The sequence below is a fragment of the Polyangium sp. y55x31 genome, assembly GCF_029946505.1.
Taxonomy (GTDB): Bacteria; Myxococcota_A; Polyangia; order Polyangiales; family Polyangiaceae; genus Polyangium.
This window is the reverse complement of record NZ_JARZHG010000014.1, coordinates 147,102-167,956: the sequence shown is the minus strand read 5'-3', so window position 1 is coordinate 167,956 and position 20,855 is coordinate 147,102. Positions and strand designations below refer to the sequence as shown.

16 protein-coding genes are annotated in these 20,855 nt (G+C 69.5%); 13 read left to right on the top strand and 3 right to left on the bottom strand.

The genetic code is table 11. The features are described from left to right. Positions 1 to 2: 2 nt before the first annotated feature. Positions 3 to 2,735, top strand: a complete 2,733-nt coding sequence (locus QHF84_RS24485; protein WP_281315813.1) for a M1 family metallopeptidase — start codon at positions 3 to 5, stop codon at positions 2,733 to 2,735. A 19-nt stretch (positions 2,736 to 2,754) separates the two neighbouring features. Here QHF84_RS24485 and QHF84_RS24480 read toward each other — a convergent pair whose 3' ends face one another. Together QHF84_RS24480 and QHF84_RS24475 are read right to left on the bottom strand one after the other, a co-directional pair. Further along, positions 2,755 to 3,198, bottom strand: a complete 444-nt coding sequence (locus QHF84_RS24480) for a DoxX family membrane protein (protein ID WP_281315812.1) — start codon at positions 3,196 to 3,198, stop codon at positions 2,755 to 2,757. 32 nt (positions 3,199 to 3,230) lie between these two features. After that, complete coding sequence (locus QHF84_RS24475; protein WP_281315811.1) at positions 3,231 to 4,409, bottom strand: ferritin-like domain-containing protein; 1,179 nt, start codon at positions 4,407 to 4,409, stop codon at positions 3,231 to 3,233. Positions 4,410 to 4,594: 185 nt separating this feature from the next. On the opposite strand from QHF84_RS24475, the gene QHF84_RS24470 reads away from it, so the two are divergent. The 11 genes from QHF84_RS24470 (at position 4,595) to QHF84_RS24420 (ending at position 15,315) form a co-directional block, all read left to right on the top strand. Next, positions 4,595 to 4,825, top strand: a complete 231-nt coding sequence (locus QHF84_RS24470) for a hypothetical protein (protein WP_281315810.1) — start codon at positions 4,595 to 4,597, stop codon at positions 4,823 to 4,825. Between the two features lie 117 nt (positions 4,826 to 4,942). Further along, positions 4,943 to 6,859: a hypothetical protein gene (locus QHF84_RS24465; RefSeq protein WP_281315809.1), complete on the top strand. Its 1,917-nt coding sequence runs from the start codon at positions 4,943 to 4,945 to the stop codon at positions 6,857 to 6,859. Between the two features lie 92 nt (positions 6,860 to 6,951). Further along, positions 6,952 to 7,809 (top strand): metallophosphoesterase, encoded by an 858-nt coding sequence (locus QHF84_RS24460; protein ID WP_281315808.1) that lies wholly within the window; start codon positions 6,952 to 6,954, stop codon positions 7,807 to 7,809. Further along, positions 7,797 to 8,375: a hypothetical protein gene (locus QHF84_RS24455; RefSeq protein ID WP_281315807.1), complete on the top strand. Its 579-nt coding sequence runs from the start codon at positions 7,797 to 7,799 to the stop codon at positions 8,373 to 8,375. The genes QHF84_RS24460 and QHF84_RS24455 overlap by 13 nt, the downstream gene beginning before the upstream one ends. A gap of 256 nt (positions 8,376 to 8,631) precedes the next feature. Then, entirely contained in the window at positions 8,632 to 9,864 is a 1,233-nt protein-coding gene (locus tag QHF84_RS24450; protein ID WP_281315806.1) for a hypothetical protein, read from the top strand. A gap of 25 nt (positions 9,865 to 9,889) precedes the next feature. Continuing rightward, entirely contained in the window at positions 9,890 to 10,750 is an 861-nt protein-coding gene (locus QHF84_RS24445; protein ID WP_281315805.1) for an alpha/beta hydrolase, read from the top strand. Positions 10,751 to 10,780: 30 nt separating this feature from the next. After that, positions 10,781 to 11,317, top strand: a complete 537-nt coding sequence (locus tag QHF84_RS24440) for an OsmC family protein (RefSeq protein ID WP_281315804.1) — start codon at positions 10,781 to 10,783, stop codon at positions 11,315 to 11,317. 179 nt (positions 11,318 to 11,496) lie between these two features. Then, positions 11,497 to 12,987, top strand: a complete 1,491-nt coding sequence (locus QHF84_RS24435) for a protein kinase (protein ID WP_281315803.1) — start codon at positions 11,497 to 11,499, stop codon at positions 12,985 to 12,987. A gap of 5 nt (positions 12,988 to 12,992) precedes the next feature. After that, entirely contained in the window at positions 12,993 to 14,012 is a 1,020-nt protein-coding gene (locus QHF84_RS24430; protein ID WP_281315802.1) for a hypothetical protein, read from the top strand. Further along, entirely contained in the window at positions 14,009 to 14,653 is a 645-nt protein-coding gene (locus QHF84_RS24425; protein ID WP_281315801.1) for a C-type lectin domain-containing protein, read from the top strand. Before QHF84_RS24430 ends, QHF84_RS24425 begins: the two co-directional genes overlap by 4 nt. A 44-nt stretch (positions 14,654 to 14,697) precedes the next feature. Next, entirely contained in the window at positions 14,698 to 15,315 is a 618-nt protein-coding gene (locus QHF84_RS24420; protein WP_281315800.1) for a hypothetical protein, read from the top strand. Here QHF84_RS24420 and QHF84_RS24415 read toward each other — a convergent pair whose 3' ends face one another. Next, entirely contained in the window at positions 15,316 to 17,718 is a 2,403-nt protein-coding gene (locus QHF84_RS24415) for a TonB family protein (protein ID WP_281315887.1), read from the bottom strand. Between the two features lie 336 nt (positions 17,719 to 18,054). On the opposite strand from QHF84_RS24415, the gene ppdK reads away from it, so the two are divergent. Next, positions 18,055 to 20,814 (top strand): pyruvate, phosphate dikinase, encoded by a 2,760-nt coding sequence (gene ppdK, locus QHF84_RS24410; protein ID WP_281315799.1) that lies wholly within the window; start codon positions 18,055 to 18,057, stop codon positions 20,812 to 20,814. Positions 20,815 to 20,855: the final 41 nt, after the last annotated feature.

Here is a 20,855-nt window from a genome sequence, read left to right as displayed (position 1 = left end):
CGATGCTTGCTTGGTCTCGCGGAGCGAGGCTCGCCCTGCCCTTCCTCACGGTCGCCCTCGCGGGCTGCATCCCGAACGCGCCCGTCTTCCGCGTGCAGCCCACGACGACGCCCACGGAGCAGGCGCCGAAGCCGCCGCCGCCGCTCGCGAACGGCCGCCTGCCCGACACGGCGCGGCCGCTCCGCTACGCACTCTCGCTCTGGGTGAACCCGAAGGAGCCGCGCTTCACGGGCGAAGTCACGATCGACGTGGAGATCCCGCGCCCGACGTCGCACGTGGTGCTGCACGCGGCCGAGATCGATCTGCGGCGCGCGCAGGTGGTCGTCGGCAAGGAGCGGCGCCCGGCGCGGACCTCGACGCGGCCGAGCGCGGGGCAGACGACGCCGAACGAGCTCGTGCTCGCTTTCGAAAAACCGCTGCCCGCGGGGCGCGCGTCGATCGAGATCACCTACGTCGCGCCCTTCAGCGAGGGCACCGCGGGCCTGTTCCGCGTCGAGGACGCGGGCGCTTCCTACGCCTTCACGCAGTTCGAACCCGTCGACGCGCGGCGGGTCTTCCCGTGCTTCGACGAGCCCGGCTTCAAGGTGCCGTTCGACGTGAAGGTGACGGTGCCGAAGGGCCAGCTCGCGCTGTCGAACGCGCCCGAGACCAGCCGGACGGCCTCACCGGACGCCGCACACGAGACGTTCACGTTCGCCACGACCGAGCCGCTCCCGACGTACCTCGTCGCGATCGCCGCAGGACCCTTCGAGATCCGCGAGGCGAAGACGACCGTTGGTGGTCAAAAGGAACCCGTGCGCCTGCGCCTCGTCACGACGCGCGGCAAGGCGAAGCTCGGTGAGCTCGTGCTCGACACGGCGGCGCGCGAGCTCGCCGTGCTCGCGGGCTTCTTCGGTCGCGAGTACCCGTACCGCAAGCTCGATCTCGTGGCCGTCCCGGACCTCATGGCCGCGGCGATGGAGCATCCGGGGCTCGTGACGTTCCGCGAGGATCTGGCTCTCCTCGATCCCGACGCGGCCTCGGCGCAGGGCAAGCAGGAGATGACGTCGATCGTGGCGCACGAGCTCGCCCACCAGTGGTTCGGCAACCTCGTCGGGCCGCCGTGGTGGGACGATCTCTGGCTCAACGAGGGCCTCGCGACGTGGATGACGGCGAAGGTCGTGGACACGATCACGAAGGACACGGGCGCCGCCGCGTCTGCGGTGCGGGACAAACATCTCGCCATGAAGCTCGACGAGCTGCCGTCCGCGCGCGCCGTGCGCTCGCCCGTGGTGAGCGCGGCAGACGCCGAGGAGATCTTCGACGCGATCACCTACGAGAAGGGCGCGAGCCTCGTCCGGATGCTCGAAGGGTGGCTCGGCGAAGACGTGATGAAGAAGGGCCTCGCCGCGCACACGTCGGCACATGCGCACGGCACGGCGTCGACGGAGGTGCTGCTCGCGGCGCTGGCCGAGGCGTCGGGCAAGGACGTGGCGGCCGTCGCGCGCCCGTTCCTCGAACGCACGGGCGTGCCCTTCGTGCGCGCCGAGCTCACGTGCGAGGCGGAAAAACCGCCCCGTGTCTCGCTCGCGCTCACGCCGCCGGCCTCGCGGGCGGGTGCAGGCGGCGAGGAGGCGCGCGCGTTCGTCGTGCCCGCGTGTGTCGCGTACGAGGGCGGAGCGGCGCCCGTGTGCGGGCTGCTCTCCGATCGCCTGACGCTGGAGCTGCCGCGGCGCGGTTGTCCTTCGTGGATCCATCCGAACGCGGACGAGCGCGGTTACTACCGGTTCACGTTGCCGCGCGCCTCGTGGGACGCGCTCGCGAAGGTCGCGAAGAAGCTCGCGCCGACGGAGCGCGTGGGCCTCGTGGCGAACGCGCTCGCGCTCGTGCGAAGCGGTGAGCTCGGAGCGGATGCGCTGCTCGAGTTGCTCTCCTCGCTGCGCGGTGAGCGAAACCCCGCGGTGCTCGCCGAGATGACGGAGAGCCTGCGCTGGCTCCGCGTGGTGCTGCCGGACTCGGGATCACGCGAGGCGCTCGGTCGCTTCGTCGGCTCGCTGTTCCTGCCGCTCGGCAAGGAGCTCGGGTGGGCGACACGCAAGCAGGACGACGACGCCACGCGCCTCGCCCGCGTGGCCGTGCTGGAAGCGCTCGGCGTGCTCGCGGAGGATCCGTGGACGCTCCGGCAAGCGGCCTCGCGCGCGACGGCGTACCTCGACGATCCGCGGGCGATCGACGCGGACACGACGGCGGTCGCGCTGCTCGTGGCCGCGCGGACCGGGGGCGACGAGCGGCTGCAAGCGCTGCGGGACGCGGTGCGGCTCGCGGCGACGCCGGAGGAGCGGGTCATCGCGGCGCGGGCGATCGGGAGGATCGGGGATCCGGCCGAGCTCGGTCGGGGCCTCGACATCGCGCGGGCCGGCGAGCTGCGCGCGCACGAGTTTGCCCGTGCCTTCCATGAATCGGCGCGGGCGCCGGAGACCCTTTCGACGTCCCTCGGATGGATTCGCGCGCGTGGTCCCGAGCTCGCACCGCGGTTCGGCGGAGGGCTCTTGCTCGAGCTGTCGAGCGCGGTCGGCGAGGCGTGTGATCCGGTGACGCGGGACGACGCGCTCCGGGTCTTCAAGGCGATCTTCGAGACGGCCTCCCTGAGCCCGAAGAAGCTCGCGGCGCTCGAAGAGCAAGCGAACCAATGTATTGCCGTGCGCGAGCGCGAGACGCCGCGGCTGCGGAAGAAGCTCGGGCTCGCGGCGCGGTGAGTTTTGCCTTCTTCGAGGGTCACGCGGTCATGCGACCCGGACGCGAACGCACGCCGACCCAGTAAGCCCAGGCGATGAACACGAACTGAAATGGGAGCCGCGCCCAGAGCGCCCATGCGGGCACGGGATCGTCGCCGAGCGATATGTGGTGGATCGCCATGTTGATGTTTGCCGGGAAAACCGCGACGTAAAGGGCGATGAGGCCGATGCCCGCCGCGCGCCGGAGCTTCGGGAGCAAGAGGCCCACGCCCCCCGCGATTTCGGCCACCCCGCTCACGTACACGAGCGCGAGCGGCGCGGGCAGGGCCGCGGGGACGATACGCACGAACGGCTCGGGGGACGTGAAATGCAGGACGCCCACGCCGATCATGGCCAGGGCGAGGACGACGCGGAGGGCGACCTTCACGCGGCTCTCCGGCGGCGCGGGAAGGGCGGGTTCGGCGGGGCGATCGGCGGGGGCCATTCGCCCTCTTTTCGAGCGCTCGGTGGTCTCCGTCAAGCCTCCGCGCGAATCTCGCCGCCGCCGAGCCGCTCCACGAAGAGCCGCACCGCGGGCAAAACGACCTCAAGCGTCGCGCGCCGGGCCGCCTCCTGCACCTCGGCCTCACCGAGCCGTCCATGCGCCGCGAGGCGCGGATCCCTCGGCGTTCGCTCGCCAGGCGCGCCTTGCCCGAGCGACGCGAAGACCTCGAGGACGGCCGCGCGCACGGCCTCGCCGCCCACGCGAACGGCCCAGGCCACCGTGCGCCATGCGAGCTCCGCGTGACGCGCCTCGTCCTCGGCGATGAGCCGGAGGACCGCGTGCACGGCCGGATCTGTGGCGGCCGCGAGCTGCTCGGCGGCGACGGCGGCGGCGATCGTTTCTCCAATGCAACCTTCCCGCGCGGCCCGCGCGGCGACCGAGGCGAGATCGGCGCAGATCTCGATACGCCCCTCGAAGGGGAACGGCCCCGGGGCCGTCGCCTCCCCGGCGTAATTCGAGGCGAGCGCGAAACAAAGCTCTGCGTGGCGCACCTCGTCCTGGGCGGCGCGGTGGGCCCGCGCGACGAGGTCCGCCGGCGCACCCACGGCGAGCAGCTCCAGGGCAAACCTTCCGAAGGAGGCGACGGAGGCATGCTCGAAAAGCCCATCACGCGTCCATGCCGCTGCGAGCAGGGCGCGCTCGTCCGCGGAGAGATCGTCGACGTTAGGAGCCATCGCCTCCGGGCTGCGCGCGCCCGAAGCGAAGGCGCCGCGAACAGGATCGGCCGTGCGGGGCGCGTCGTTCACGAGGAAGGGGCGCCCACCGATACACAATGGTTGAAAAAGCGTGTCGTAACAGCACTGACCATTCTGGAACGTACCGTCCGATTTCATCGTGTGAGTCCCGGCGATCTCTTGTTCGAGGATGGTCTTCGCTTCGGCCTGCGCGGGACACGTCACGGGAGCGCCTCCGCCGGCGCCGCCCGCGCCACCCGCTCCGCCGCTGCCGCCGCTGCCGCCTGCGTCTCCGGGGCCGGAATCCTCGGGCCACGCGAAACACGCCTGCTTCGGGGCCGCGTCCGGGCATTCGCCGCCCGTGGATTCTTGCACGACGCAGCCCGAGAGCGCGCTCATCGTGACGGGAAGCGCTGCGGCGACGAGCGCGAGGAGCCGACGCGCGAGGTTGCGACGAAAGTCATTCGGAGCATTCATGAGTGACCTCGTGAGAAGAAGGAAGTTTCTGCGTGATGCAGAGCGAGCGCATCGTACGGCGATTCTCTCCGGAAAGCGAGCGCGACCATGGAAAGGGCCCGCAAAATGTGCGCGGCCGTGCTCATGACGATGCGACGCGTGATCGGGGAGAGGCCATTCGCGCAGGCGGGCCCCAGATCATGGTCATGGCGAAAACGAACGAGCCGAGCGGCACAGAGAAAAGAAAAAACGACGTGATTGGCGGCGGCGCAGGGCGCGAGGAGCCCGATGCGGAAACGGGCAACGAGGCGGAAGCCATTGCGGGGGACCCACCGGGCAGCGGCTCGCCGCTCGGTCGCGTGGGGCACACGAACGCGCCGGTCGACCCCAGCGAGCGTGGGGGCGGACCCGGGATCGGCGGGTCAGGCGGCTCCTGACGCCGCTCCAAGACAATTGGAAAAACCGACCTAGAACGTTTGATGTCGCACGATCCGAGCGCCGATTCCCCGCTTCTGCTCGGCGGGCTCTTCGGATAGCCTCGGTCGTCGGACGACATGGCAGCGATCCAACTGTACTGCCCCTTTTGCGGGCAGAAGTTATCCATCGAGACCGAAGCATTACGCACGCAGACGACGTGCCCGCGCTGCGCAAAGGGCTTCGTGCCGATCGACGCGATTCCGCGCGATCAGACCTTGCCGGCGCTCAAGGTCCCCGGGACGGCCGACGTCGCGACGCCGCCGCCCGCCGAGGCGAAGGCGCCCGCGAAAAAACCCGGTTCGCTCGCCGGGCAAGTGGATACGATCCTGTTGCCGCCGAATGGAGGCCCGCTTCCCATCGTCCCCGGCGCGCTGCGGCCCGCGGCGCCGGAGCCGGCCGCGCCGGAAGCCATCGACGGCCCCACCGTGATCCGCGCCGTACCGCCGGAGCCCGCGACGAATGCATCGGAAAAGCCCGACGCGCTCGCGGCGACCGTCCCGGTCGATCCTCCGGCGGCGGAGCCTCCGGCCGCTGCGCCTCCGCCCGTCGCGGAAAAACCCCTCGAAGCCACCGTGCCCGCGCCTCCGGCGGTCGAAACCACGGCGCCTGCCGGGCCTGGGGATCTCCCGCCGGTGACCTCCGATGCATTGGCCGCGACGGAGAACGAGCCCGAATCCCCGCCCGCCATTCCGCCGCCGCCCCCGAAGCCTGCGCCCGCGCAAGGAGCCATCCCCGCGGAGCTCGCCGCGCGCGCGTCGACGTTGCTCGGGTCGGTGAAGGTCGGCGGCTCGAAGGCGCTCGGATTCGAGCACGTGGCGCTCGTGGCGGCCGTGGCGGCCGTCCTCTCGCTCGTGCTGCTCGGCATCACGAACGTGGGCGTTTTGCGGGTCATCGGCGGGGTTGTCGGGACGATCTCGCTCGCGGCGGCCCTGCTCGCGGCCGCGGCGGCCTGGCTCGTCCGCTCGCGGAAGGATTCCTCCGCGCAGCCTTCGCTGTCGCCGCCGGCGCGAAATGCCCTGATCGGAAGTGTCGTCGCCTCGCTCGTGCTCGGATCCGCGATCACGGGCGCCGTCGCCGCGGCGACCGGCAGCCCGGGCGAGCTCTTGCGCGCCAAGCACATGCCGCCGCCGAAGCTCCCGCCGAAGCCGGAGCTGCCGCCCGAGCAGCGCGCCGATTTCAAGCTGAAGCGGGAGGGCCACGTCTTCGTGAACGGTGGGCTCTTGCACGTCCCGCCGAAGTTCCGCTCCGACGACGGCGCGTTCGACCTGTACATGCATTTCCACGGCAATACGAACCTCGTCGAGGAGAGCGCGGCCGGCGCGGGGCTGAACGCGCTCGTCTACACGGTGAACCTCGGCAATGGCTCCGGGCCGTACGAGGACAAATTTTCGGTCGTGGGCGTGCTCGATCAGACGATCGACAAGATCCAGGACACGGCGAAAAAACAAGGGCTGCGCGACGCCCGGGTGCGGCGCGTGGCGCTGGGCTCGTGGAGCGCGGGGTACGGGGCGCTCGCGAAGCTGCTCGACGTCGCGAAAAACGTCGAGCGGATCGATTCGGTGCTGGTGCTCGACGGGATTCACGCGGCCTACCTCGACCCGAAGGCGAAGACCGTCGATCCGCTGCGGCTCGCGCCGTTCTTTCGGTTCGCGAAGCTCGCGGCCGATGGGAAGCGGCTCTTCTCGATCACGCATTCGGACATCGGGGGCACGGAGTACGCGAGCTCGGCGGAGACCGCGGACGCGCTCCTGCGCGAGGTGGGCGCCGAGCGCGCCCCGGCGCAGGCGACGCCGCCGCGCGTGACCACGAAGACCGCGCTCGCGGCGTTCAACAAAGGAGCGCAGGAGACGCGGCTTGAACAGACGACGGAGGCGAAAAAAGGCGGATTGCACGTGCGTGGTTACTCGGGACAAACGCCCGATCAGCACATGGCGCACCTCGTGCAGATGTCCGTGACCGTGCTGCCCGAGCTCGCCGAGCGCTGGAAGGAATGACGCGTTTCGTCGCCCTCCTCGCGGCGGTTTGTGTATCCGCGTGCTCCCGTAGTCGCGAGCTCCCACCATGCGATGCATCGCTGGCGCTGCCCGTGGCGCCGAAAGATCCCGCGGCCGCCGTGATCGTGGCGGCCGGCGATATCGCCGAGTGTCCAGGAGGACGGCAGGAGGAGACGGCGGCCCTCGTCGAGCAAATCGGGCCGGACGCGGTGTTCACGCTCGGCGACACCACGTATCCCGACGGCGCGCTCGACGAGTTCCTCGATTGTTATCACCCGAGCTGGGGCAAGTTCCGCCCGATCACGCGCGCGGTCGTGGGCAACCACGAGTATCACGCGCCGCGCGCCGGTCCATTCTTCGCTTATTTCTGCGGCGGCGCGGGTGCGCCTTTCGAGGGGCGCGCGAGCTTCGACATCGGCGCCTGGCACGTCGTGATGCTGAATTCCAATTGCGGCGGCGATCTCGACGTGCCCTCCTCGGTGCCCGACGATTTCGGCGGCTGCGGCCCGGACTCGCCGCAGGCGCGCTGGCTCAAAGAGGACCTCGCGGCGCATCCATCGCGCTGCACGCTCGCGATGTGGCACCACCCGCGGTTCACCTCCGGGGAGCACGGGAGCGCCGATTCCATGCGGGACCTCTGGAAGATCTTGCAAGACGCCGGCGCCGATGTCGTCCTCGCGGGCCACGCACATCTATACGAGCGTTTCGCGCCCATGAATGCCGACGGACAGGTCGACGTCGTGCGCGGCATGCGGGGGTTCGTCGTCGGAACCGGCGGGAAGGTGCCGCTCCATGCCATTGACCAGGTTCATGCCGGGAGCGAGGTACGGAATACGGATACGCTGGGCGTCCTTCGTCTCGAGCTTCGGTCGGAGGGATACGCTTGGCGATTCGTCCCCGCCGGGGGCAGCTCGTTCACCGACGAGGGAGAGGCGCCATGCCACGATTGACGTGCGCCCTCCTGGTCTCTCTCGTGACCACCCTGATCACGCAAACCGTCCGTGGTGAAACGGTGCCTGCGCCGTCGCGGCTTCGATGGAGTATGGATGGCCGGCTCGGGTATGCCACGTCGTGGACCACCGGGCAGTCGTACCTCGGCCCGGCGACCGGACTCGTCGGGGGATGGACGTTCGGCGTGCCGGTGCACGTCGAGCTCGGCGCGGCGTATCACGTGGGCAGCATCGAATCGGCCACGAACGATACACTCGTGTACTGGTCGCGCCGGCGCTCCGTGTTCGTGCACGCCGCAGCCGGTTACAATCGGACGATCCTGGCGGGGCGACTGCTCGTGAGACCGAGGCTCATCCTCGGTTCTTTCTTCATTGTCGACGAGGCAGAGCTCGGCGGGGCGATACGCGAAGGGATCGAGGCGCGGTTCGCCTTCGGCCCCGGCGTCGACTTTCTCTATCGTTTCGGGGCTCTCCACGCGGGGCTCGACGCACGCGCGCTCTTCGTTCCGTCCCACGTGGCCGCGCCGGTCGGTGGATTGTTTGGCGTTTTTGGCATCGAGCGATGAACCGCGTCGAAGATGTACCAACATTGCCGCATCGCGCAATCGCGCCGTATCATTGCTCCATATTGATTACGTTGCGTCACTTGTGATAACAGATCGAAGGATGATTCCCTCGACGCGTCGATCGTTTCCCGTCGCCCCGTTGCTCCTCACGATGTGCTTCGCCGCCGGCCCGCTGGGCTGCGGATCCACCACGGAAAACTGTCGTCCCGCGATCTCCGGAGACGTCGCGGCACAGGCGCCTCGCGTGGATGCAGGCGTGAACGGGACGGCGGGCGCGCGCGTGGATGCGACGGCCGATGCGAGGGCAAACGCAAATGCAAACGTCGAGCCGCCGCGGACCGAGGCGCAGCTCCGCGAAGCCGCCGAGCTGCGCGCGCGCGCCAAGGTGAACATCGACGCGGGTCGTTTGCGAGAGGCGCTGCCGGACCTCGAACGCGCGTTCGAGCTCTCGGGCGATGTGACGATCCTCGGGGATCTCGGCCTCGCGCTGCAAGCGGCCGGGCGGCTCGACGAGGCGTGGCTCGCGCTGCATCGATTCCGCGTCGAGGCGCGCGCGGCGTACGAGCCGGTCCGCGCGAGAATCGACGCGGCGCTCGGCGAGCTCTCCGGAAAGCTCGGCGGCCTCGTCGTGGAAGGCGGCGTGCCGGGCGCGCTCGTGCTCGTGCGGGGGCAAATCGCGGCGAAATTGCCCATGACGTCGCCCATTTACCTCGCGCCGGGGGATGTGTCGGTCGTGGTCCGCCCGCCTGGAAAACCCGACCTCATGGTGCGCGCTCGTGTCGCCGTGGGCGCCATTGCCCGCGCAAGCGCGAACCTGGATACGCCGGGCATTGGCTTGGCGGCCGGAGGGCTCACCGGGACGGTCGGCGGGCTCGCGGGTGGGCTCGGCAAACCGACGGGACAACTCACGGGGGCCGTCGGCGGATTGACGGCGCCCATCGGCGGAATCGCGGGTGGACTCACGGCGCCGGTTGGAGGGCTCACGGCGCCGAATCCTGGGCTCGAAGCGCCGAATCCCGGGCTCGATGTGCCCAATCCGAACATCGGCGCTCCGAATCTCTCGGCGCCCGTCGGCGCGGTCACGGCGCCCGTCGGTGCAATCGCGGCGCCCGTCACCGCGGCCACGGCGCCCGTCTGGCCCATCGTCGTGGGCGTCGGAGGCCTCGCGGTGATGGGCGGCGCGATTGCGGCCTCGGTCGTGCATTCGGGCAGGCTCGACAATTTCGACGCGAACCTCTGCGGCGGGTCGGGCGCGAGCCCCGAGTGTCCCTCGATCGAATCGGGGCTCAAGGTGACGACCGGCCTGCAGGTCGTGGGGTACATCCTCGGGACCGCCGCGGTCACCACGGGGATCGTGGTTTTCGCGCTGACGCGCTCGGCGCCCGACCTCGAATGCCCGAAGGTGGGACGCGCGCCGACCTTGACCCTCCAGTGCGGCCCCCACGTGGGCGGCAAAGGCGGCGGCGTGGGTTGCGTCGGCACGTTCTGAACCGTACCTTCCGACAAACTAGACCATGACCGAAACCACGAGCAAGTTCGTCCGCGTGGGCGACGCGGAGATCCACGTTTTCACGGAGGGCTCGGGCTCTCCGATTCTCGTCCCCACGGGCTGCGGGATCGAATTCTACCGGCGCACGTTTTCCCGGAGGCTCACGGGCGCCCATTCGTTCGTGTACGTGGAGATGCGAGGCACGGGGGCATCCACCGGCAGCCCCGCGGGGGCCACGTATGCGACGCTCGCCGACGACCTCGACGTCGTACGCGACAACCTCGGGATCGATCGGGCCGTCGTCCTGGGGCATTCCAATCACGGCGGCATCGCGCTCGAATTCGGGCTCCGCCACCCCGAGCACGCGGCCGCCGTCGTCTCCGTGGCGAGCGTGCCCGATTTCAGCCGCGCCATGAGCGTGGGAATCGCTCGCTGGGAGGCGGAGGCGAATGCGGAGCGGAAGGAGCTCCTCGGCCGAAAACAAGCCGAGCTTCGCGCCCTCGATACGAGCGTGATGGATCCCGACGAGCTCGCCCTGCGGCAATATCTCGCCTTGCATCCCCTCGTCTGGAAGGATCCAGCGCTCGACGCCGGCGCCCTCTGGGGCGGCGTTCCGAAGGGATTTGCGCTGTACATGCAATCGGTCATCCGCCCGGAGGCCGAACGCTTCTGCCTCGTGCCTTCGCTCGGCAAGATCCCCTGCTCCGTCCTCGCTCTGAGCGGCCGGTACGATTACGTCTGCCCTGTCGAGCTGTGGTCCGAGGTCATCGACACGCTGCCCCGAGGCCGTCTCGACATCTTCGAGCAAAGCGGGCACAATCCACAGTTCGAGGAGCCGGATCGATTCGACGCCGTCTTGCTCGAGTTCTTGCGCACCCTTTCTTGAGGGGGCTCGCCCCCGATGGAGGTCATGAGCATGGAGTCGCTTGGTGGATGCTGCACCCTCGACATCGACACCTTCCGGAGGACGCGCGACGCGGTGGAGAAAGCGCCCGAAGCGGGGAAAGGGAGCTTCGAGACCGTGACCGAATGGCGCGGCGGCGCGCAAGCCGTGACGCGGGCGAGGACCTTCATGATCGAGACCGATGAGCCCACGCCGCTCGGCGGAAAAGATCAGCACGTCGATCCGATGGAACTCCTGCTCGCGGCGCTGGGATCGTGCTTGACCATTGGATGGGTCACGCAGGCGCGCCTCCGCGGGATCGAGTATCGCAAGCTCGTGATCAAGGTGCAGGCGCCGTTCGACCTGCGCGGATATCTCGCGCTCGATCCTTCCGTCCGACCCGGATTCGGGCAGCTCCGTTATACCGTCGACGTGGACAGCGACGCCGACGCCGCGACACTCGAAGAGATTCGTGTCGCCGTGGAACGGACGAGCCCCATGCTCGACAATATCCTTCGTCCGACGCCGCTCGAAGGTGTCGTCGTGCGTCGCGCGAGCGTCTCGGCCTGATCCGTCGCCCCCACCGCTCCGCACACCATTCGAACGCGCGCGACGCCGCGGACGTTCGTATCCTCCGAAAAAGCACCGTACGGGAGAATACCAGCGCTCAGGCACGGGCGAGAGGGGTGCGCTGCGCTATGGTGTGCGAGGTCGCAGTCGCACGGGAGATCGTCGGGCGGGGGGGACGAATGCAGGTCGAGCGCAGGTCGGATTCGTCGTGGGAGGACGAGCCTTCGGGTCTGCCCGTGGCCATCGGCGACGTCCTCGATGGCAAATATCGCGTCCTGCGCGTCCTCGGCAAAGGCGGCATGGGCGTCATCGTGGCCGCCGTGCACGTGGAGCTCGGGCACCGGGTCGCGCTCAAATTCCTGCTGAAATCCGCCACCCAGAACGAGGAGGTCGTCGCCCGTTTCGCCCGCGAAGCGCGCGCCGCGGCCATGATCCAGAACGAGCACGCGACGCGCGTCCTCGATATCGGGCGATTGCCGAGCGGACAGCCGTACATGGTGCTCGAGCTGCTCGAAGGCTCGGATCTCGGCGCGCACGTCACCCGGAACGGCCCTCTCTCCATTGAAGACGCCGTCACGTACGTGCTCGAGGCGTGCGAGGCGATCGCCGAGGCCCATTCCCTCGGGATCGTCCATCGTGATCTGAAGCCCGACAACCTCTTCCTCGCCCGTCGCCCGGACGGATCACGCACCGTGAAGGTGCTCGATTTCGGCATTTCCAAGCTCTCGGTCGACAATGAAATGTCGCCGGAGCGCGGCGGGCCGCTCACGACGACCTCCGCCGTCATCGGATCGCCGATGTACATGTCGCCCGAGCAGCTCCGCGCCACGCGTGACGCCGATCCGCGCTCGGACATCTGGTCGATCGGCGTGACGTTGTACGAGCTCATCGCAGGGGAAGGCCCATTTCCCTGGCAAAGCCTGCCGGAGCTCTGCGCGGCCATTTTGAAGGACCCGCCGACGCCGCTCCGGGCGCGTCTCGCCGACGTGCCGCCGGGGCTCGACGCGGCGATCCTGCGTTGCCTTCAGAAAAACCCGGCCGACAGATACGCGAACATCGGCGAACTCGCAGTCGCGCTCTCGCCGTTCGGCAGGCCCGGCGCGCTTGCGTCGAGCGAGCGCGCGGTGCGCCTGCTCGCGCGTGGTTCATCCGCGGACAAATTCCCGAGCACGCGCGCCCCACGGGATGCGTCGGATACGAGCACGAGCCCGACGCTGACGGATCCGCGCGTGCTCTTGCCCCCTTTGCATTCGACGCCGCCGGTCGCCGCGACCGCGATCCTCGAGCGTCATCCCGCGGGGGCGAAATGGCAACGCTTGCTGCGGCCCGTGCCGCTGCTCGCGATCGCCGCCGCGATCATCCTCGTCGGCGGCGCGGGGATTCGTCTGCGTCGGGCGTATGCCTCGCCGAACGTCCTGGCGCGCGGGGGAATCGAGGCGACGCTGGCCCCGGCATCCGCGAGGGTGAAGCCGCCGGCGTCGGTCGAGGCCGCCGAGACGAAAGCGCCTCCGCCCGTCGTGGAAGACGTGCGATCCGCGCCGCGCCAAATGAACAAGCCGCCTCAGGGGGGCTTTTCAAAGCCGCGCCCGCAAAGCACGATCACGGACAAGACCTCGGAGAAACCTCCGTCGTCCGTGAAGCGCCCCAATCCTTTCGACGGGCGCGAATGACACCCATGACGAATACGATCCGCGCCGCTCATCGTGATCCGAGGAGGAGCGCCCTCACGTCCGCGGTCGCCCTCGCTTTCGTGCTTCTCTCCGGCAAGGCCGCCGCAGATCCGCCCGACCCGATGGAGGAACGCGCCGCGCGCCGGGCCGCAGCGGAGACGCTCTTCGACGAGGGCAAATGGCTGATGGACGAGGGGCGATACCCGGAGGCTTGCCCCAAGTTCGCCGAGAGCCAAAGGCTCGACGCGGGCGTGGGGACGCTCTTGAATCTCGCCGATTGTCTGGAAAAAATCGGTCGCACTGCGAGCGCCTGGGCGGAGTTCCGTGCCGCCGCGTATGCCGCACGCGAAAAAGGTCAGGTCGAGCGCGAGCAAGTCGCGCGCGAGCGGGCCGCGGCGCTCGAACCGAGGCTCGCGCGGCTCGTCATCACCGCGCCGTGGGCCGACACGGTACAGACGCTCGAGATTCGCAAGGACGGGCAGATTCTCGGGCGCGCGCTGTGGGGGACGGCCGTTCCCGTCGACCCGGGCAAACACGTGGTCGAGGCCCAGGCCGAGGGCAAACGCCCTTACCGCGTGGAGGTGGAGGTGCCCGGCGAGGCCACGCGGGTGACGGCAGCCATTCCCGAGCTCATGGACGTCCCAAAGGCGCCGGCGCCGCCGCCGCCCGTCAAGCCCCTTCCGAATTCGGGGGGCTCGGTGCACAAGATTGCAGGGATCGCGCTGGGAGGCGCGGGCGTGGTGTCCGTGATCGCGGGCTCGATCCTGGGAATGCAGGCCATCGCGCGGAACGACGCGTCGGCAGCCCATTGCATCGAGGGCAACCTCTGCGACGCGACGGGCGTCGCCCTGCGCAGCGAGGCGCGCATGCGCGGCGACGCGGCGACGGGGACGATCATCGCAGGCGTCCTCGCGGCGACGGGAGGGCTCGTCCTGTACCTGACGGCGCCGGAGGGCACGCCCGCGCGTGCCGGCGTGGGGACGGTGGGCTCGGGCGCGGGGCTCGTGGTCGGAGGTGTGTTTTGAATATCGAACGACAAACGGGGCGCCCGCGCGGACGTCCCTTTTGGTGGCTGGGGCTCTTCGTGCTCGGCCAGGCCCTCGGCTGCAATGCGCTCGCCGGAATCGAGGACGGAGTGCTCGCGCTTTGCCAGGACGGCACGCGTATCGATCAAACCGGCTGCCAGGGCGCGACGGAAGGGAGCGGCGGCAGCGGCGGTGCGGGCGGGGGGCCGTCCTGCCGGAGCTGCCCTCCACCCGACAACGACGATTGTCCGCTGCCGTGGCAATGGAAGTCGCCGACGACGGGCTCGTGTTATTTGCACCATGGCAACGAGCGCGACTGGAACACGGCGCGCGAGCATTGCCTGGAGCTCGGCGGCGATCTGGCCGCGCTGAGCACGGCCGAGGAGTTCTGGTACATCGGGAGCGTGGTGTCGGGTGATGTCTGGATCGGCGGGACAGACGCCCAGCAGGAGGGCGAGTTCTCGTGGTCGAACGGGGAGCCGTGGGGGTTCACGGCGTGGAAAGACGGGTTGCCCGGGGATCAGGGCAGCAAGCAGGATTGCGTGATGCTCTCGGCGTCGCCGGGGACGGCGGCCTCGTTCGACGACCGGGCTTGCGGCGAGAAGCGCGGATTTCTCTGCGAGATGTCACCACCGCCGTAACTTTTCTTGTCGCCGGCCCGCCCGGGATGCGAGCCTGTCGGGGTATGCGGAAGGCTCCCCTCCCCCTTTCGTCCGTGCTCGTGCTCGCGCTCGCCATGGGCTGCGGCGGCGAGCAGAATTCGCCGGCGAACTCCGGCTGGTCCCAGGATCTCGGTGATCCGACGGGCCAGCCGCTCCGCCGCACCGAGACGCTGAGCGAGCCCGAGCAGCCGCCCGCGCCGCTCGCCGGACCGGTCGCGACGCCGCCCACCGAAAAACGGGTACGTCACGACGTGATGATCGCGAAGGACGCGCCCCACGCCGCGACGTGCTCGTGCCTCGCCGTCGTGGTCGGCGAGCCGGGAGATCCGCGCTTCACGTGGCAAGCGCAGGTGCCGCAGCTCGGCGGGGACGTGACGGTGGTCGCGGTGAGCGGCAAAGGCGTGCCCTGCCCCGGGATGGCCGAGGACGCGCCGCGGCGGCCCAGCATCGCAGCCGTGGAGCAGGAAGGGGCCGACGTGGTGCTGACGATCGAGGAGCTTTCGCCGGGCCGTCCGCAGGCCTCGGGGGCGGTGGTGCCGCGGCCCGGGCCGGGCGGCGCGGTGTACGTCAAGCCAAAGGGGCCGAAAGTCCCGTATGGTCGGCCGACGGCAGGGGCGGGGGCGCGCTGCAAGGTGAAGTGATCAGAGGCCGCCCTCGACGCCGATGCTCGGCACCGTGACGGGGCCGATTTCCTGGGCCACGCATTCGGTGGGGCCGCAGCTCACGCCCGTTTGCTCTGTGCTGAGCGTCGCGTTGAGCATCTCAACGACGAGCGAAACCCAGCCGCGCGTCTTGAAGTTCCAGCGTTTCTCGATACGCGCGTCGATGCGGAAGAAGGGATCCGTGCGGCTCTTGCCCCAGATCGCGGCGTCCGCGGCCGCGATGGGCAAACCCGTGTAGAAGACGACACGCGAGCCGAGGCGCCAGCCCTTGCCCGCGTCCCAGGAGATCGCGCCATTCAGGACGTGGGTGCGATCGAATTGCGCCGGGCCCGAGGAAAAACCGATGCTCCTCGACGAACGCGAGAGCGTATACGAGATGTATCCGCCGAGCCGCTCCGTGAGCTTGCGGCGAATGTAGATCTCGAGGCCCACCGCGGTGCCGAGGGATCGATCGCTGATCACGTTCGGCCCGTCGTCGTCCTCCTCGTCCATCGGCGGCGCGCCAGGGCCGCCGGGTCCGCCGGGGCCTCCACCCGGGCCCCCCGGGCCACCGCCGCCGCCGTTCGCCGCTCGGCCGACGGAATCGAGCGCGTCGGCCATGTTGAAGAAGCCATTGAGGAAAAACGTGCCCGTGGCCTCGAAGCCGAACGGCAATTTCACGTCGAGGCCGGTGCTCGTCTGGACGCTGCGCTGCAGGCCGCCGGCGAGCTTGCCGATGGTGAGGCCGGGGACGGGCAAGACGAACCCAGGCGGCTGGTGGGCGAGGCCCATCGCGGAGACGAGCTTCAGCCGCGGCACGATGGGGACCTTCATCGCGAGCCGGACATCGGCGCTGATCGCGGTGACGCCGCCCGAGCCCCAGAGGTCGACACGCGCCCCGGGGGTGAATTCGACGCCGCGGCCCGCATCGAGAATGGCGTCCGCGTAAAACCCGACGGCGATGTCCTGGCGCGGCGGGAAGAACTGGTCGAGGACCGTCTGGAGGTCGCGGCCGTCGTCGTCGTCCGTGCCCGCGACGAGGTCGTAATAATCGAAATTGGCGTCGACGCCGGCCCGGATGAGCACGGATTCGCTGCGGCGGTGGAGGATCTGGCTGCGGGCGGCGATGAGAAAATCGCGCGCGAAAATTCCCTCCTGGCCGCCGATGGCCGTCCTGTCGTAGCCGAAGGAGACGGCCTGGCGCAGGCGCGTCCGGGGGCTCACGTCCTTGTCGTAGCGGAGATCGATGCGGTGGAACTGGACGTCGAAGAGGCCCTGCTCGACGCCGTCCTGCTCGGCGCCGAGGTAATCGTGGGCGCCGAACGCGAAGAGGGTGAGCCTGTCCGTGGGCGTGACGTCGAACGTCGCGCGGGCCTGATAGTCCCAGTAATTGAGGGTGGTGCCTGGCGCGAGCAGGGAGAGCGCGGCCGCGGTGTACGAGAATCGGCCGCCCGCCATGACGGTGGCGCGATCGCCGATCGGGGTCTCGACCATGGCGCCGGCGTCGAAGACCCGGATGTTCGCCTCGCCGTGGAGCTCGCCCTTGGGCTTCGTCGTCTCGCCGGCGACGATGCCGCCGGCATAACGACCGAACTGCGCTGGATAACCGCCCGGATAGAGGTCGACCCGGTCCACGATCGCCGGATTGACGACCGAGGGGCCGAGGGCGAGGTGATACAGATAAGGGACGCGGACGTTGTCGAGGAAATACCCGACGTTGCCGGGTGGGGCGCCGCGAATGTAAAAGAAAGGCAAACCCGAGAAGATGGGCGTGACGCCGGGGAGGGATTCGATCGCGCGGAAAGGATCGCCGAACGCGCCCGGCAAGACGCGGACCTCGGCGCGGCCGAGCGAGGAGGTACCGACGGCGCGGCGCTCGCCGAGCGCGAGGACCTCGATGGGCGCAGGGCCCGCCGGCTTCGGCGTCGCGGTTGGCTTTTTGCCGGGGGCGCCGTCCTTCGGCGCGGGGCCATTTTCGGCCGCGGGAGGGGTCTCTTCCTCGGCAGCCGGCTCCGGGGGCGTGAAGTGGATGAGGACACGAATGCGCGCGGGGATGGGCTTTCCATTGCGCGTGGCCGGCTCGAAACGCCACGACGGCGCGGCGCGGGAGGCGGCCTCCGTGAAGGGCGCGTCCCCGGAGACGATACGCGCCTCCTTGACGCTGCCATCCGCGGCGACGGTGACGTCGAGCATGACGTCGGCTTCGCCCGTGAGACCCGGCTCGGTCGGATATGCGGCTTCGAGCGCGGCGAGCGGGCGCGGCGGGACGAGGACGGGCGCCGCAGGGGGAGGCGCGGCGGCGGGAGGCGCGGCGCCGGTTGTCTGGGCGAACGCCGCGGGCCCACGGCCGAGGGACACAAAGAGGCCGAGGGCGAGCGCAAGGAAGGAGGAGCCGCGAGGCATCAAGGCGCCGACTCTATCACGCGCCCCGTCCCAGCCGTCCTGTCCGGCCCGGGCTCGCTCATCGTCTCCAACTGGGAAATATTTTACGCACTTGCCACACTCGAGGGAGGGCTACCTGGAAAATTTTTCCTCGGGACCCTCACTTCGTGAGCAACTTTTGTAAAAGTTTTGCATCGTGCCCTCACGAAGCGAGGGCGAAGTGGAAAACTTTTCCAGATGATGCTGCCCTGAGAGTCCTCTTTCTGGAAAAGCTTCCCACCTGGCCCTCTCTCACCGAAGGCCGGGTCCAAAACGGTTCCTCTTGCGCCCCGCACACCAACCATGGAAGGAAGCGCCATGGCGAAGCGCATCTATTTCTTCGGGGGCGGTCAGGCCGACGGCGACGGGACCCAGAAGCCGCTCTTGGGCGGCAAGGGCGCAGGGCTGCACGAGATGACCAAGCTCGGCATCCCCGTGCCGCCGGGCTTCACGATCACCACCGAGGTCTGCACGGCCTTCTTCGCCTCCGGGGGGCGAATCCCCGAGGGCCTGCTCGACGAGGCACGCGCGGCCATCCGTCGGGTGGAGGAAATCGTCGGCACCCGCTTCGGCGACCCCGAAAACCCGCTGCTCGTGAGCGTCCGCTCGGGCGCCCGCGCCTCGATGCCCGGCATGATGGACACGATCCTGAACCTCGGCCTGAACGAGGCGATCGTGGCCGGGCTCGGCGCGCGCACCCAAAACCCGCGCTTCGCCCTCGACGCCTACCGCAGGTTCATCGTGACGTACGCGGACGTCGTGCTGGGGATCCACCGCAAGCGCTTCGACGACGCGCTGGAGATCGCCCGCCGCAAGGCCGCAGCCGCGCGCGGCATGCTCGAGGCCCAGCGGCTCACGGTCGCCGAGCTTCAGCGCAAGCTGCCCGACTCCATGTTCGACGAGGACACGCTGCGCTCGCTCGTGAAAGAGCAGCGGCGCATCGTCCAGGAGGAGACGGGGACGCCGTTCCCCGACGATCCGTGGGCGCAGCTCGAAGGCGCGATCGTCGCGGTTTTCCGGAGCTGGAACAACAATCGCGCCAAGACGTACCGCAAGATGCACGACATCCCCGAGGCGTGGGGCACGGCGTGCAACGTGCAAGCGATGGTCTTCGGCAACCTGGGCGAAGACTCCGGCACGGGCGTGGCCTTCACGCGGGATCCGTCGACGGGCGAGAAGCGCTTCTTCGGCGAGTGGCTGCCGAACGCGCAAGGCGAGGACGTGGTGGCCGGCGTGCGTACGCCGAACCCGATCGCGAAGGGTCAAGGCAACGACGAGGGCTCGCTCGAAGTACGCATGCCCGAGGCCTACGCGGAGCTCGTGCGCACGCAGGAGCGGCTGGAGAAGCACTTCCGCGACATGCAGGACCTCGAGTTCACCGTGCAGTCGGGCAAGCTTTATCTGCTGCAGACGCGGAACGGGAAACGCACGGGGCGGGCGGGCGTGCGGATCGCGGTGGAGATGGCGAAGGAGGGGCTCATCGACCAGCGCGAGGCCGTGATGCGCGTCGACCCGGCGTCGATCGAGCAGCTCCTGCACCCGACGATCGATCCGAAGGCGCCGAAGAAGCTCCTGGCGCGGGGCCTGCCGGCGAGCCCGGGAGCCGCGAGCGGGCAGGTGGTGTTCCACGCGGACGAGGCGGAACGAAAGGCCGCGCAAGGCCTGCCCGTGATCCTCGTGCGCGCCGAGACGTCGCCCGAAGACATCCACGGGATGAAGGCCGCGAACGGCATCCTGACGGCGCGCGGCGGCATGACGAGCCACGCAGCCGTCGTGGCGCGAGGCATGGGCAAGTGCTGCGTCGCCGGGTGTTCCGCGGTCGCCGTGAGTTACGAGACGGCCACGATGACCGTGACGATCTACGACGAGCTCGGTCGGCCCACGGATACCGTGAGCGTGAAGGGCGGCGACGTGATCACGCTCGATGGTGCGACGGGTTCGGTTTACCTGGGCGCGATCCCGACGGCGCCGGCATCGCTGTCGTCGGAGTACGAGGAGCTCATGCGCTGGGCCGACACGGCGCGGCGGCTGAAGGTGCTGGCGAACGCGGACACGGGCGCGGACGCGCGCACGGCCCGCTCGTACGGGGCCGAAGGCATCGGCCTGTGCCGCACCGAGCACATGTTCTTCGACGACAAACGAATCGCGGCGGTGCGGGAGATGATCCTCGCCCGCGACGTGGACGCGCGAAAGACGGCGCTCGCGAAGCTCCTGCCCTTCCAGCGCGAGGACTTCGTCTCGATCTTCCAGGAGATGGCGGGGCTGCCCGTGACGATCCGCCTGCTCGATCCGCCGCTGCACGAGTTCCTGCCGCAGGAGCGCAAGCAGATCGAGGAGCTGGCCGCGACGATGAAGGTTCGTCCGGCGGATCTCGTGCGCAAGGTGGAGGAGCTCCACGAGCTGAACCCGATGCTCGGCCACCGCGGCTGCCGCCTCGGCGTGACGTTCCCCGAGATCAACGAGATGCAAGCCCGCGCGATCTTCGAGGCCGCGTGCGAGGTCGCCGAGAAGGGTGCGCCCCCGAAGCTCGAGATCATGATCCCGCTCGCCATGACGCGGAAGGAGCTCGCGCTGGCGAAGGCGACGATCGAGCGGGTGGCGAGCGAGGTGTTCGCCGAGAAGGGCCGGTCGGTGTCGTACCTGTTCGGCACGATGATCGAGCTGCCCCGCGCCGCCCTGCGCGCCTCGGAGCTCGCCGAGGAGGCCGAGTTCTTCAGCTTCGGCACGAACGATCTGACGCAGACCACGATGGGCATCTCGCGCGACGACGCCGGGAAGTTCCTCGGGGCCTACGTGGAGGCGGCCATCCTGCCGAAAGACCCGTTCACGAGCCTGGACACGGAAGGCGTGGGCGAGCTCGTGGCGATCGCCTGCGAGCGCGGCAGGAAGACGCGGCCGAACCTCGAGCTCGGCGTGTGCGGCGAGCACGGCGGCGATCCGTCCTCGATCCGCTTCTTCGAGCGGGTGAAGCTCGATTACGTGTCGTGCTCGCCGCTGCGCGTGCCGATCGCCCGGCTGGCCGCGGCGCAGGCGGCCCTCGCCGAGGGCGCCGCGACGACGCTGCAGACGACGGCGTAGTCGCTCACGGCGGGGGGGGGCCTCGGCCTTGCCATTCAGAT